The 15162-nt window shown below is 61.3% G+C and carries 9 protein-coding genes; 2 read left to right on the forward strand and 7 right to left on the reverse strand.

The features are described from left to right. Nucleotides 1–92 precede the first annotated feature (92 nt). From J0X19_RS21465 to J0X19_RS21490, 6 genes are all read right to left on the reverse strand, one after another. Nucleotides 93–1214 carry a FecR family protein gene (locus J0X19_RS21465; RefSeq protein ID WP_206986470.1) on the reverse strand — a complete coding sequence of 374 codons (1122 nt, stop codon included), beginning with the start codon at nt 1212–1214 and terminating at the stop codon, nt 93–95. A 236-nt stretch (nt 1215–1450) separates the two neighbouring features. Next, nucleotides 1451–2050 (reverse strand): RNA polymerase sigma factor, encoded by a 600-nt coding sequence (locus J0X19_RS21470; RefSeq protein WP_206986471.1) that lies wholly within the window; start codon nt 2048–2050, stop codon nt 1451–1453. Nucleotides 2051–2205: 155 nt separating this feature from the next. Then, on the reverse strand, nt 2206–5112 hold the full coding sequence (locus tag J0X19_RS21475; RefSeq protein ID WP_206986472.1) for an exo-beta-1,4-galactosidase: 2907 nt from the start codon (nt 5110–5112) through the stop codon (nt 2206–2208). A 17-nt stretch (nt 5113–5129) separates the two neighbouring features. After that, nucleotides 5130–7610: a beta-galactosidase gene (locus tag J0X19_RS21480; RefSeq protein ID WP_206986473.1), complete on the reverse strand. Its 2481-nt coding sequence runs from the start codon at nt 7608–7610 to the stop codon at nt 5130–5132. 4 nt (nt 7611–7614) lie between these two features. Beyond that, nucleotides 7615–10968, reverse strand: a complete 3354-nt coding sequence (locus tag J0X19_RS21485) for a DUF5107 domain-containing protein (RefSeq protein ID WP_206986474.1) — start codon at nt 10966–10968, stop codon at nt 7615–7617. 37 nt (nt 10969–11005) lie between these two features. Next, entirely contained in the window at nt 11006–12373 is a 1368-nt protein-coding gene (locus tag J0X19_RS21490; protein ID WP_206986475.1) for a sugar porter family MFS transporter, read from the reverse strand. A 215-nt stretch (nt 12374–12588) separates the two neighbouring features. Here J0X19_RS21490 and J0X19_RS21495 point away from each other — a divergent pair, with 215 nt between their 5' ends. Then, nucleotides 12589–13461 carry an AraC family transcriptional regulator gene (locus J0X19_RS21495; protein ID WP_206986476.1) on the forward strand — a complete coding sequence of 291 codons (873 nt, stop codon included), beginning with the start codon at nt 12589–12591 and terminating at the stop codon, nt 13459–13461. Between the two features lie 329 nt (nt 13462–13790). Next, nucleotides 13791–14216, forward strand: coding sequence for a hypothetical protein (locus J0X19_RS21500; protein ID WP_206986477.1), 426 nt, complete (start codon nt 13791–13793; stop codon nt 14214–14216). Between the two features lie 167 nt (nt 14217–14383). On the opposite strand, the gene J0X19_RS21505 is transcribed toward J0X19_RS21500, so the two are convergent. Continuing rightward, a complete protein-coding gene (locus tag J0X19_RS21505) occupies nt 14384–15013 on the reverse strand; it encodes a hypothetical protein (protein ID WP_206986478.1) in 630 nt (209 codons plus the stop codon). Nucleotides 15014–15162 lie beyond the last annotated feature (149 nt).

Here is a 15162-nt window from a genome sequence, read left to right on the forward strand (position 1 = left end):
CGTGCAGAGGCCGAGGGAGGTACGAACTTCACCGGCCTTTTTTGCGCGAAAACGAGGAGAGTCAGGTCATAGCAACACAGAGAAAAAAGGGGTTACTGGCAGCCGGAGCCAGTCACAACAATTTGCGTGTCCAGCACTTCGTAGTTGGCCCGCACTGCCTTGCACAGCAGGTTCAGTTTCTCGAACAGCGGTTCATCGTTGAGGGAAGCCGTAATCGGGCAGTTGCTCAGCGTGGCTTCATCGTACACAATGTCCACGTTGTAAGCCTGTTCGATGTCCGCAAACACCTTGCGGATGGGAGTGTCCACGTAGTCGAAGGCTACTGCCCGCGGAGTGCCCGGCTGCAAAGCGGGCTGCGGTACCAGGGAGCGGAGAAGCTTTTGGTCTTTGAGGCGATAAGTAGCTTGCTGGTTGGGTGCCAGCACAAAGCCTTCCAGCTTGCGCGTCTGGGTTGCTAGTTGCGCCTGCTCACTTTCGCGGGGGTACACCGATACGCGGCCGGTTTTCACGGTTACTACCACGTTGGGCGCCTCAGGTTGGGCCTGCACCTCGAAGCTGGTCCCGAGGACTTTGGTTACCACGTGCGCCGTAGTGACAAAGAAGGGGCGTTCCGGATTTTTGGCCACTTCAAAAAACGCGTCGCCTTTCAAATACACCGTCCGGTTGCGCCCCGTAAACTGGGCCGGAAACGCCAGCCGGCTGTGCGGGCGCAACAGCACCGAGCTGCCATCGGGTAAGTTCACTAGGTGCAGGGTGGCGCTGGTATTGGTTACTTCCTTCAGGGCCTGCACCTGCTGCGCCGCCGCCAGCAGGCTTTCGTACGAGGCAGCCCCGGCCTGCCGCGTCTGCCACAGCTGCCAGCCCCCCAGCAGCGCAAAAACAAGTGCGGCCGCCGCACCCCAATACCAGAGGCCACGGCGGCGCTGCTGAGTTACTGGAAGGGCAGGAAGCTGTTGCGCCTCAATTTCAGTGAAGATGCGCTGCTTCAGGTCCTGCTTTTCGTCGGTTGTCAGCCGCACCTGAGGTAGCTGGTGCAAAGCCAGCAGCATGTGGCGGGCCAGCTCCACCTCGTCGCGCTGAAATGGATACGTGGTGAGCCACTGCTGCCAAAAGGCTTCGGTGGCTGCATCGGGCGTGAGCACCCACCGAACAAAGTGCTCGTCTTGGGCAAATTCTTCAGCAGAAAAATGTAGGTAATCGTCGGGGCCGGGCATCAGGTAGCGGCCATCATCCGGAAGAAGTAATGCCGGACTAGAGGCCTTTGCTAGCTAAGAGCGGGGCACCTGGTTTTTCTACCACGCGCCACCCATATTTTTTTCACTTTTTTCCATGAATCGGCTTTTCCGCCAAGGCAGCCCTCTTTTCGGGCCACGTAGCCGCCCTGCGCAATAAGTTAATCGGGTGTTGTGCGGCTCACTGTGCGGGTTGCAAAGCAGCGGCCGGGCGCTGCTCAAACGCCCGGCAGCAAAAGCAGCAGGGCCAAACTGATAGTGAAGGAGCGGCGCAGCTTTTGGAGGGCGCGGTACAGCAAGTTGGACACGGTTTGCTCATTGAGCTGCAATAAGCCGGCTATTTCCCTGATTTTGAAGTTGTTGAAGTACTTCAGGTTGATGATTTCCTTTTCTCGGCCCGACAGTAAGCCCAGCGAAGCACTCAGCTTGATAATCCGCTGGTGCTCATCCTCGGAAGCTACCAGCTGCTGCTCTATCGAGGGCTCATTCTCGTGGTGCGCCGGACCATGCACCCACATGCGCGTTTCCTTGCGCGACTTAAGCAGTTCCCGCCGTAAGCTGCCGTAGAGGTAGAACTTCACCGATACTTCCAGCGCCAGGTTTTCTCGCCTGGCCCACAGGTTCACAAATACCGTCTGGATGCCGTCTTTCACCACTTCCTCGTCGCCGATAATGTGGTGACCGTAGGAGTAGAGCTGCTGCGCGTAACGGTCGAAAAGGGTGGCCAATGCCTGCTGCTGCCCCGCCCGAAAGGCCTGCCACAGCGCCAGGTCTTCGTTGTAGCGCTGTTCGTTGTAGGAAGGGGCGGGAGTATACACGCTGAAAAGGGCAGATTCAGATGGTACAGAAGCAAGGTTAGTTGTTAAAGATATTGGAATGACAGCTATTTAGCTAGCGCGAGAAGCGGACTGTTTGACCCTGCCTGCCGCTGTGCCGCCCCACCAAGGGTAAGGCTGCTAGCCCGCAGCCTGGGTTACTTATTATTGATTTGCTTGGGCTTCAGCTCATCCGGACTGTTCTTAGTATAGGTGCTGAACTGCTCCCGGGAAGGCGTTTCAAACAGGTCCTTCACTACGTTGAAATCAACGGCATCTTTGGGCTGGAACTGCGCCGATTGGGCGTAGCGCAACAAGCTGTAGTAAAGCTGCCGGGCGGCCGGGCGCTGGGCGTCTTCCGTTGGCGAGAGGTTGGCGCTGGACACCAGCAGGCGGCCCGGCCCCACGCGCGCTTCCAGCACCAAAGCCAGGCGGCGGTTCAGAAACCAGGTGTCGATGGGCTGCACAATGGGGCGGAAGCCGGCCGGAAAGTCCTCCAGGTGCATCACTTGTGCCCGGTTTACGATTTCCCACCATTGCAGGTCGCTGTGGGCATCGGTGGGGAAATCGGTAAGGGCCGGGTGCGCAGGGTCAACAACGAAGCCCGTGACGTGCGGCGGCCGCATCTTAAACCACGACGTGTTCCAGAACACCGGCGTGAACGTCATGGCTACTTCCTTGCCTTTCACCACCTGCCCGGCGGCATTCAGGAAAACGCGGCCGCCCCGCGCCAGCACCTGCCGGGCCTGCGCATCCAGGCGGGTGCACACGTACACGTCTGACTTGGGCAGGGCGGGCAGTTGGGCCGGATACACCCAGAAACTCCAGTCGTTGGCAATGGCCGTGCCGGGCACGGCAATTTCCAGCGTCAGGTGCGTGGCTTGCGTGAGGGAGGCCAGCGGCAGGCGCACCGTGCCCAGGGGGGTGTTGGTACCGGTTGGAATAGCAGTAGGAGCAAAGCTGCCTTGCGCTACCAAGGTGCCCGCGGTGGTCTTGATGGTCCAGGTGAGGGCCGTTGAAGGCAAGGCCGCGGCGCCGTAGTGATACAGCTCGGCCGCCGCCTCCAAGGTTTCGTTGTTGGTGAATACAAACTTCGGCAGGCGCGCCAGCGGCACCGTGGGCTGGCAAAAGCGCCGGTACTGCGCCGCCGTCACGTAGTCTTTGGCGCGGAAAAACGGGTTCAGCACCCCCACCAGCGCCGTCCCCTGGCCCGGAAAATCCTGCAACCCCAGCAACTGAAACCCGGCCAGGCCGGGCGTGCGCAGCGTGGCCTCAATTTCGTTTTTGTAGCACAGCAGTTGCAGCTTGCCCGAAGCCTGGAGAAATGCTTCCGCCTGGTCAGCCATGCCGTGGTCGGCCAGGTCCTCACGGAACAGCTCCAGGTTACGGGCCTTATACACGCCGGTGTACTGGTCGATTTCCTTGAAATCGGGGAATACGCACCACTGGCCCATTTCGTGCGTCACGTAGGGCATGGGAAATTTCTCGATGGCCGCCCGATAATCGAAGGTGCTGGTGGGCCGCTCTTTCGCCCAGGGCAGGCCCCGCGCCCCCGATTTTATCATGTACTCATTTTCCGGCACCAGCGGCCAGCTCATGGCCACTGAGGCGCCCGTGTAGAGGCGGCGCGGGTCGCGGGTTTGCCAGAACTTAACGAAGTCGGCCAGGTACTTGGCCTGGTTGCGGCCCGCTGGCTCGTTGCCGGCCGCCAGCAGGCAGTACGAAGCGTGGTTGCCGTAGGCGGTGGCCATGCGGGTGGTTTCGTCGTAGATGAACTGGTCGATGGGTTTGCCGTCGCCCAGCGAGGTGCCGTGGTTGGGCCAGCTCGGGCCTTCGGGTTGCAGGTAGAAACCGAGCTGGTCGGCTGCCACGAAGGCTGCCTCGGGCGGACACCACGAATGGAAGCGCACATGGTTGAAACCATACTCCTTGAGCACGGTCAGCACCCGCGTCCAGGCGGGTACGTCGGTGGCGGGGTAGCCCGTCAGCGGGAACTCGCCGTTGTGCAGGTTGCCACGCAGAAACACCGGCCGCCCATTAACCAGCAGCCGGTTGCCCTGCACTTTCATTTCGCGCATCCCGAACGTCACTTGCTGCTGGTCGGCCACGCCTTTCTTGGGTTGCAGCATGGCCGAGAGGCGGTAAAGCGCCGGATGAAATTCGTCCCAGAGCTGCACAGCCGCGCTCATCGGTAGCGTTAGCTCAACCGTGGTTTCGCCGGGTTTGGCGGTGAATGGTGCAGTAGCCGGCGCTACCTGGTGCGGCGTGTCGGTATTGAACGCCTGCGCTTGGAGCTGCACGTTGCCCGCTACCGTTTTCGCGGACGTGTTCTTCACCACCAGTTTCACCTGCGCCAGCTGGCGCGTCACATCGGGGTACACCTGCACGCTTTGCAGGAAAACGGGTGGCCCGGCCTGTAGCTCCAAACGGCCAATCAGCCCGTTCCAGTTGCCCTGAATGTGGTCGGACACGCTGTGCGAGTCGGGGCCCACGTTCATCGTTTCCAGCCGGTTATCCACGCGCACCGTGAGCGTATGCGGGCCAGGCGTAAGCGCAGCAGTTAAGTTGTATTCGTGCGGGGCTACCAAAGAAATCTGCTGCCCAATCTCCTGGTTGTCAACCCACAAGCGGGTGGTGAAGTGGGCCCGCTCCAGAAACAGCACCAGCCGCCGGCCGCGCCAGGCCGCGGGAATGTCCACCGTTTTCTGGTACCAGGCCGGGCCCACGTAGTAGGTGGCCGGCGTCAGCCAGAACGGAATCTTGAAGTTGTTGGGCTGGCGATACTTGGCCAGGCGCGGGTTGAAAAACCACGAGCTGTCGTAGATGGTGGCCGTCCACTTGGTTTGCAAGGAAATCGGGGCGCCTAAGTTACTTTCGGCCAGAGAGCCGGGCAGGCGCACTTTATCAGGCAGGGGGGCGCCAAACCAACGCGCGGCCACTCCCGCGTCGTGCGGGTCGAGCCGGCAGCGCCACTCCCCGGCCAGCGGCAGGACGTCCGCGGCCCGTAGCGGGCTGGCCAGCAGAACGAGCCAGAAAAAGAAACGAAGTCGAACGACAAGACGCATGGGGGGGAGGGAAAGAGCTAGTTGATGGTTTTTACCGCGAGGCGGTAGCGCGGAATGGCTTCTACTTGCTGTAGCGCGCTTACCTGGCCACTAGCCGGAAACGTGGGCCGCCGGCCATCTTCGAGGTAGATAGGAGTATCCTGGCGCAGCGGCAACACGCTTATCGTCAAGGGGTTGTGCAGGTTGTCGGCCACCAGGTTGCGGTAGCTGACGCGCCACGGGGCCCCGTTGTAGAAATCATCGGTGAGGAGCCGGGAGCCGGCGGCCAGGCGAATGGCATCCCCGGCATACGTGAAGCGCAGAATAATATCGTCCAGGCCGTTGAGCTTGGCGTTGGAGAGCGTGAGTTGCCAGCGGGCCGCCTGCTGGTAGGTGGAGTCGCTGGGTTCCACAGCACCCTTGGCCGGCCCGCCGAACCGGATGGGCGGCACCGTACCGGCCGGCTTGAGCAAGGCCGTTTTAGCGCTGATGGTACGGGTAGGAGCGGTAGCCGTGTACGTCTGGAACAAGCCATTGACGGAGCCTTTTTTGAGGGTCAGGCTACCCGTAGGCGCGGCGGGCAGGGCCGGGAACAGGCCGAGTTGAAACGCGGGCTGCCCCTCCGCCTGTAAGTGAATTTGGTTGCCCTGGAAGTAGATTTCCTGGGGTGTCATCACCAGGCGCTCGGCCCCGGCCAGCGGCGCTTTCCACGTTTGGCGGGCTTGTTCTTCGCTGAGGAGCAGTACCTGCACGGGCGGGCCGGTACGCGGCTGCACCGTGAGGGCCACGCCGGGGCCGGGCTGCACATCCGCTACGCGCACTTGGCCGTTGGTGGCCGCCACGGGCCCGGCCGGAGTGCTTACGGCTTGCACCGTGGCCGCATCGAACACCAGCTCAGCCGGAATGCCGGGCTGCGCGAAAAAAACGTAGTAGGGCTCGGGGCCGACGGTGAGCTTGGTAAATAGCTGGGCAGTAGCGTATTTCAGCTTTGCTCCGCCAAGGTCGAGGTTGAAGGGCCAGATAAAGTAGCTGCCCGCTGGGACCGTAACGGGCGTTTGGGGGAACGTGAGCGTTTCGCCGGGTAGTTGCACCGCGAACTGCACGCCGGGCCGGGCGGGCATCGGGTAGTTGCGCACGTAGTTGTTCAGGAACAGGAAGCCGCTTTGGCCCTGCGTACGAACCGACCAGCGCGGCACGGCTAGGTCGCTGGCGTTGGTGGGCTGCACGGCAGGCGCGTGCGGCGCCATCGGGGCCAACTGGGGGCCAAACTCGTTCAGAAAATAATGCACCAGCTTGAGCTGGGCGAAGAGGGGGCTTTCGGCCCCGGTTTCGCCGAGTGGGGCCTGAAAATCGTAGCCGATGCGGGGCAAATCGTTGTAGCTGCTGGTGCGGCTCGATTCCTGTAACCAGGACAGCTTGCCCGGCGGGTTGCGGCCCCCGTGAAACATGTAGTAGCCGTACAGATTCACCCCCGAGCCCAATTGCACGGGCAGCATGGCGGCCACATCGGCGGGGGCGAGCAGTGGCCGGCGGCGGTACATCACCGGTACGCCGCCCCCAAACTCGGCCCCCAGAAAAGGATAGTGCGCCAGCTGCGCGGGGTTGTTGCGCGGGGCCGTTTCGCCGCCCTGGATGCCCAAGTTGCCGCCCTCGCGGCTTTTGAAGCGGAAGTTGTACACCTCCACCGGCGCCATCTTGGCGGGGCCGCGCCCCCAGGGCTCGTCGGGGTAGCCGCCGAATACCGGCAGCACCTCCTGCTCGGGGTAGCGCGCCCCCTGCCAGCCGGTTACGGTGTAGAAGGGCACGTCGAAGCCTTCGGCCAAGGCCATTTCTTTGAGCTGCTGAATGTGCACCGCGCCCTGGCCGGTTTTGCCGCGGTTGTACTCGTTTTCGAGCTGAATGCCGATGATGGGGCCGCCGTCTTTCCACAGCAAGCCGTTGCTTTGCGCGCGTAACTGCTGCCAATAGGGGCGCACGGCGGCCAGGTAGGCGGGGGCATTGCTGCGCAGTGCCTCCGCTGGCACCTGCTTCACCAGCCAATCAGGAAACCCGCCATTGCGCAACTCCGCGTGGTTCCAAGGGCCAATGCGGGCCAGCACCAATAGGTGGTGCTTGGCGCAGAGCTGCACAAAGGCGCGGAAGTCCCGGTCGCCAGAGAAGTTGAATTTGCCTTGCTCTTCCTCGTGAAAAATCCAGAACAGGTAGGACGCCACGATTTGCACGCCGTTGGCTTTCATCTTCAGCAGCTGCTCTTCCCAGCGGGCTTTGGGAAAGCGGGAGAAGTGAAATTCGCCCATGACGGGTAGCCAGGGCTGCCCGTCGCGGGTGAGGTACTGGCTGTTCACGCCCAGCGTGTGGCCATTGGGCGCGGTGCTGGTGCCCAGGCGCAGGTAGCCGGTTTCGGGGGGTGGGGCAGGTACGGTAGCATCCACCACCAACGGGCCCGCCGCTGGTTGGGCAAGCCCCTGGTGGCTGCCTGCTAAGGCCAGTATAACTACAAGGAAAGAGGATAGCTTCACGGCATTACGTGGAAAGAAAGGCAGGGAAAGGCCGGCGCAGCAGCTGCAAATGCGTGTGGGCGCCGGCATGGCGTTGGTCCTGAGTTAGCACGGTGGTTAAGGCAGCTTCGGCCTCGGGCAAGTGGTGCAAACCCAGGTAACCCAGCCCAATGAGGTAACGGCAATGCAGGGCATTGCGCTGGCTTAGGTTGTCCTCGAATATCAATAAGTCAGGCAGCGACACGGCAAAGTAGTCGAGTTTCACGTCGTCCTCCAGATGTTGCTGGCCGTAGTGAAGCAAGCCGTTAAAAATGATTTGCCCTTGCTCCATGTTGCCTAATTGCTCCCAAGCCAAGCCCTGGTAGAAAATCTGGTCGGGCTGGGCGTCGTTGTAGAACAGGGCGGCCGCGGGCTTGCTGTTGCCGGTGGTAGCGTGCTGCCAGGCGGCCCTGGCCGCCTCCGGCTGGCCCAACGCTTCGTAAGCGCAGCCAAGCCAGTAGTGCAGCTCGTTTTCGGGAGCACCGGGCAGCTTCCCTTCGCCCAGATTACGGGGGTAGCTAGGGGCCAGGGCCTGGGTGAGGCGGGCCACGGCATTGGCGGGCCGGCCCGCGTGCAGGTCGGCTTTAGCCAGTTCGGTCAGGCTCCGCAGGTACTCGCCCGATACCTTGCCCTCGCCGCCTTCCCAAGGGTGGAACTGACGACTCATCAGGAGCTGATACGCGCGCTCCGGCTGGTTGAGTTGGTTGTATAAAGCAACGCGCTCCAGGTACAGGTCGTCGCGGAATTCGACCTGGGGTAGGTGGGTTTCCAGTAAAGCCAGCTGCTCGGGTAGTGTTCGGTTCAGGCGGCGGTAGAGCTGGGCCAGCTCCATGAGCACGCGGGCGTCGGTTGGGTCCAGCGCAAAGGCTTTTTCAAAGCAGGCCAAGGCCTGCTCGGGCTGGTTGCGTTTGTTGAAATAGGCAATGCCCAAGTTGCGCCAGGCGGTAGGGAAAGCCGGGGCCCGGACAGTGGCCAGCTCCCAGGCGGCAATGGCCTCGTCGTACTGCCGCTTGTCGTACCAGAGGTTGCCGAGCAAATAAGGCGCTTGGGCATCGGTGGGGTTGAGGCTGGTGGCCAGCTGCAAGGCCGCAATATCTTCCAGCCGATTGGGGAAATACCGGCTGGCTGGCGTGGCGGCGCCTTGCCGAGCCGCTACCAGGGCCTGGCTGGCGTCGCCTTGCAGCTGCCGGAAACGGGCCAAATGGTAAGCTGCAAGTGGGTCAGAAGCCGCAAAATACCGGGCAATGGTGAGTAGCTGCACTGCCTCATCGTAGCGTCCCATGGCCCCGTGGTCGAGGGCGTATTCAATGAGTGTATGGGCATTGCCGCGGGCCAACGTTTGCACTTGGCTGATGCACGTTTGCGCCGCCGCATCGTTACTCAACCGATACGTTAGTGCCTGTTCCAGTAGTGCCCCCAGGTTGAACCCGTCCCGGCGCAGGGCTTCGGTACCGGTGGCCAAGGCTTCCGAGGTGCGGCCTAGCAAGCGCAGAGCGGCGGCCTTCACCACGTACGCCTTGCTGCTGCGGGCATTGCGGTCCAGGGCCCAATTGATGTGCTCCAGCGCCAGCGCGTAGTGGCCGCGGGCCATATCGAGTTGTGCCACGGCAAAGTAGGCCGCATCCTGCCAGGCGCTGCTCCAGGTGGCTTTGAAAAAGGCATTGTACGCTTCGTCAACCCGGTTTTGGTACTTCAGGCTAAGCCCCAGGTTGTAGTAGGCTTCTCCATCGTAGGGGTTGGGGTTGCGCTGGGTGAGGGTGGCAATGGCTTGCCGGAAGTACAACTCACTTTTCGCAAACTGACCCCGGCGTAAATACCACCCCCCCAGCGCGTTGTTGTTGCGCGCATCCTGCGGGTCGCGGCGCAAGGCTTCCTCGTAGTAGGGCACGGGGCTGTAGGTGGCGTGTCGGTATTGCTCCAGGTGCTGGCCGGTCAGGAAAAGCTGCTCGTTGTTTTCCACCGCCGCAGGCTCCAGAGCCGGCTTGGCGGGCTGAGGTACCTCGTTTTGCTTGTTGGCGGCCGGGGCGTAGCGCAGCAGCTCAACCCCGTGGGTGTCCTGAATCAGCAGTAGCCAGTCCTGCTCGGTGGTGCCCGCGGGTAAGGTTACACGGTGCGCAAAACTTTGCTCGGGTGCCAGGTCGTGGGTTTCGTCGAGTACTGCCTGGCCAGCTAGCAGCAGCTGCACCCGGCAGCCGGGCTGGGCCGACGTTACGAACACCTTCACCTCCACTTCGGTGGCGCCAACGGCTTCCACGTTCACCAGCACGTCTTTGGTGGCATTTTTCACCACGCCCAGCGCTTGGTAAGGCAAAAAGTACTGCGTAAACGACTTTTCCTCGTAGGGCATCAGCCAAGTGAAATCCGGCTGGTTATCCGTGAACATGCCCGTCATCAGCTCGATGTAGGGGCCGTCCTCGTCGGTCAGGTTTCGGTCCCAGGCCTGCCCGAAGTCGCCGTGGCCCCAGGTCCACTGCTTTTTGCCCGGCGACACGTGGTGGTTGGCCACGTGCAGCAGCCCGGCTTGCGTGTCGTGCTCGTAGCCGCCCACAAAATCGTAGTCGGAGTGGATAGCCATGTACGAGGTGGGCACCGGAATATTGCGGTAGCGCGAAATGTCGGTGCCCGGTGCATAATCGACCTTGTAATAGGTGCCGGTGGCAATGGGGAAGGTCGATACGTCGCGCTTGCCGTGGTCGAATACCGCGTTTACGTCGGGCGGAAACACCGATTGGTAGTCGTCGTTGACGCGCACGGCCGGATTGGCCCACCACAAAAACGTCTGGGGCAAGGGCGTGCGGTTGTAGAGCTGGGCCTTGATTTCCAGGTACGCCCGGTCGGGGTGCAGCGTGAAGCCGGTCAGGCCCTTGGTGCCAAACATGCGCTCCACCTCGTTCACCCACACCGTACAGCTGCCGTCGGCGTGTTCTTCCAACCGGAAATCCACGGGGTCAAACGTGCTGGGGCGGTGGTGCTGGGGCCAGTTGAACTCGATGCCGCCCGAAATCCAGGGCCCGGTCAGGCCGACCAGCGCGGGCTTAATCACCTGGTTGTAGTACACGAAATGGCGTTGCCTGAGCTTGTCGTAGGCCATCTGTACCCGCCCGCCCAGTTCGGGCAGAATCATGATTTTCAGGTACTTGTTTTCCAGAAACAGGCCGATGTAGTTACGGTCCTGCTTCTCGTCGTAAATCTTGTCGATGACCGGGTGCGGGTACACGGCGCCGCTGCTGCCCTGGTACACCCGCTTCTCGAAGAACATCGGGTTTTTATCGGGCTTCCCTACTGCGTAGGTGGGAATGCTCACCGTTTCCTGCCACACAGATACCGTTGGAGTGCGCATAGAGGCTCGTTGCTGGTTAGCGGTTCAGAAGTAAGAATTAGTGCCGGGCGAAGGAGCCTTCCAATTGTTCCAGGGTCTGGCCCTTGGTTTCCTGCACGTTGGCCCGCACGAAGAAGAAGCCCAGCAGGCAAATGCCCGCGTAGAGGTAAAAGGGCCCGTAGGTGCCAATGGCCTGAGCCAGCACAGGAAACGTGAACACCAGCACAAAATAGGCCCCCCACAAGGCCACCGTGGCTACTGAAGAGGCCACGCCCCGGATGCGGGTCGGGAAAATCTCGGAAATCACCACCCACGTCACCGGGGCCAACGACAGCCCGTAGGTGCCAATAGCGGCCAGCACCACCCCCGATACCAGCCCCGGCGCGGCGTGGCGTTGCAGCAAAAACGCCAACACCAGGTACAGCACCGCCAGCCCCAGAGAGCCAAACAGCAGCAACGGCCGCCGCCCCAGCCTATCCACCAAAAACATGGCCACCAGCGTAAATCCCAGGTTGACCACCCCGATGCCAATGGTTTCGAGTAGCTGCCGGTTGAGGTCGGCGCCCACCGCCGCGAAGATGGTGGAGGTGTAATTGAACACCACGTTGATGCCGCAGAACTGCTGAAACACGGCCAGCGCCACGCCCACCACCACCGCCGGCCGCACATCCATGCTCAGCACATCCCGAAACCGGGCCCGGGGCTCCTTGTCTACCGGGGCGCTCAAGCCCACCAGCGTCGTCTCAACAAAGGCTGCGTTGCCAATCTTGCGCAGTACGGCCTCTGCCTGGGGCAACCGCCCAGCTTGCGCCAGCCAGCGGGGGCTTTCGGGCAGCCACATCACCCCCAGCAGAAACAGCCCGGCCGGTACTGCCCCCAGCCCAAACATCCAGCGCCAAGCATCGGGGCCGGTATCAGCCAGGAAGTAGTTCACGAGGTTGGTTACCAGAATGCCGATGACGATGGTGAGCTGGTTGATGGCCACGTTGCGGCCCCGCACCGCCGCCGGCGATACTTCGGCAATGTAGAGCGGGCTCAGCATGGAAGCCATTCCGACCCCGATGCCGGCGGCAAAACGCGCCACCACAAACAACCCCAGGCCTGGCGCTACCGCCATGCCCACCGACGAAACCAGAAAGATGCCCGCCGCCAGCAGCAGCCCCGGCCGCCGCCCGTAGCGGTCTGCAAGCTGGCCGGCTACCAAGCAGCCCGCCATGCAGCCCAGCGCCAACGAGCCAGTAAGAAAGCCTTCCCACCACGCGGTAAGCCCGAATTGCTGGCGCAGAAAAGGCAAGGCCCCGGAAATTACCGCAAAATCGAACCCAAACAGGTAGCCTCCCAGCGCCGCAATGAAGGCAATACCAACGATGTAAGTGGATTGAACAACTACGGGGGAAGCGGCAAACTCAGGTGGGCGGGAAGCCATGGGCGCGGGTGGGAGTAGGTGGTGAAAGGGCTGCTAGCAGAAAGCAGGAGCGTTCCACCGCGGCCCGGCGCAGTACAGGAGGGGGGGGCGCAACCGACAAGCAATTGCAAAGCATCCTCTACAAAGATGAGCAGCTATCAATCGGTTGAAAATGGCTTTTCCAACGAAAAGATGGACGATACAACTTGTAAGCAGGCGCGCTACCTTTCGCACTTATGAAAGACGGATTCCACGGCCAGCGTAGCTACCGCCTGCCGGTACCCTTGCTGCACGAAGCGGCGGCTCACCCTCTGTGCCAGGGCCTGCACCTCACCGATATCGGCTTTTATCCGGTAGCCAAGGCTCATAAGCGCACCCGGCGGACGGGCAGTGCACAATACATTCTGCTGTACTGCGTGCAAGGCAGCGGCTGGTACCAACTCAACCAAGCTGAAAAATACACCTTGCGGGCGGGCCAATGGATTATTCTGCCGGCGCACGTACCTCACAAGTATGCCGCCGACGAAACCACACCCTGGACTATCTACTGGCTGCACTTCACCGGTACCCAGGCCGCGGCCCTCTACACCTACCTAATGGAGCATACTCCCGCAGGGCCCGCCACTGTGCTACCCACCGACGAGCGGTTCCAACTGTTCGAGGAACTCTTTTCGCAGCTCACTTTATCGGCTACCCTGGCCGGCGTGGTGCAGGCCAGTGCCCGCTTGCCTCACTTTCTGCTGGCGCTATTGCCCTCGGCCACCCACCCGGCACAACTTTCGCCCGCGGCGCATAGCATTGCCCACTCCATTCGGTTCATGCGTGAGCACCTGGCCCGCAGTTTCACCGTGGCGGAGCTGGCGGCGCAAGCGGGGTTGTCGGCCTCGTATTATTCGGCCGTGTTCAGGGCGCAGACGGGCCGTTCGCCCATCGTGTTTTTCAATTTCCTGAAAATGCAGGAAGCCTGTCAGCAGCTCGCCTACAGCAAGTTGCGCATCAAGGAAGTAGCCGGCCAACTAGGCTTCGACGACGTGTACTACTTTTCCCGCGTGTTCACGAAGCTGATGGGCTTATCGCCCCGGCAGTTCCGGCAGGCAGACCGGGGGTAATGCAGCAACTGAGCGGCTGGTCGGCGGTAGTTGCAACGTGTGCCTGGGGGTGGGTGATGTTGCGCTCCGGGCGCGGGTGGTACCTCACAAGCTGGCCCCCCAATGGCATTGGGGGCTACAAGTGAGCGGGCCTACGATGCCGTGGCTGCGTTTACCACTGCCGCGAGTAGGAAGCAGCTGCTAAAGCCTGGGGAATGGAGCAGCCGTGAGTGGCCCTGAAGGAGGAATGATAGCAGTTTATAGCCCGCTTTCGTACAAGCAGGTAGAGTTGATGTAGCGCGGCAGCAGTCCGCTGTCCGTCTGCTGCCGCCATTCTTATTTTCCTCGTCTTGATGGTTACGTCCGTGGCAATTCCGGTGGGCTCCTTTAAAAACGAAGCGGCTCATCTTTCAATTCATCCTGCTGGCTTTCTTCACCTGACTTGGTTGCCAGGATCAGCCTCGGGTGCTGCTACGCGCGCAGTATTTGAGTACATCTTACACGCGCTGCACGCCCTCGGCTACAGCAAAGTGCTCAGCGACCAACGCCAGATGGTTCCTCCCTCCAACGAAGACACGGCGTGGTACGTGCTTGATTGGTTGCCCCGCGCCGCAGAGCAAGGCTACCGGTACGGAGCCTTGGTGAGTGCCAACCACTTATTTGCGCGCTTAGCCCTGCACAGCATCAGCCAGCAGGCCATGCGGCAATCCACTTTGGTGTACCAGCACTTCGACCGGGAGGACGTAGCCATCGATTGGTTGCTGGCTCAGCAATAGGCAACGCTCCGTCGATGAAGATGTTCTAGCAGCAGCGCCCACAGGTTGCGGCTGGTAGCAGCGCTGGTCAACGGGCACTGGCAGCTGAATGTGCGGCCTTACCACCTCTCAGATGCAGTATTAGCGCTGCGGCTGAGGCATGTCTTATTTGCTAGAATGCTCAGCCATTAACTGACAGCCTTGCCCTCGTGCTCGGTGATGCGGCCTTGCATGGTGAGGATAGCCTGCGCGGCGGCCGTTTCCGACATGGTAGGTAGTGCGGCTAGGGCGGCTACCCGTTGTTTTTCGGTGAAGGCATCATGGGCCAGCAGGCGGGTTATTTCTGCTTGCTGGCTACCTGTTGCGGCGGCGGCAGCTTCGGGGCGGGCTGCAACTTGCGGTGCTACCTCACCTTCGGGCTTTGCAGCTTTATTGCGTTCGGCGCGGCTTTCGGCTTTGCGTACTTCATCGGCGCTGGCAATACCCGACTCAATGCCGATGCCCGCCATTGCCAGCGCGCGCCCCACGGCGCTGGTTTCGGCGTTTTCCAAGGCACTGGTGTTGTTGACGGCTCCATATTTCTCACTCTCCAGCTCCTGCGCCAAGCCGGTATAGGTGTTGGTGGCACCGTTTTGGGTGAGCGTGAGCGTGGCCTTCACCACCCACATCTTGCGCGAGGCAAAGTAGCGGTAATCGGTTTCGATGCTGTATTCGCCTTCGAAATGGTGGGCCAGATAAAGGAGGCGGTCTTTCACCTCCACGTATTGTTTCCCGCCTTTGGTGGCAACTGTCTTAAACGTGTGCGTGGTGTGCTTCATAACGGCAAGTAAGCAAGCGGAAAGAGAATAGAACAGCCCGCGAACAGTGCTAAGGCCGGAACGAGAACAAACCCAGATTGTCCAGAGAAAATACTTGGGGCTTCTTATACGGCTTTGGCCTTTCAGGTGGCCTTCTATTGCATCAATCG

The organism is Hymenobacter telluris (assembly GCF_017313265.1).
Lineage (GTDB): Bacteria > Bacteroidota > Bacteroidia > Cytophagales > Hymenobacteraceae > Hymenobacter > Hymenobacter telluris.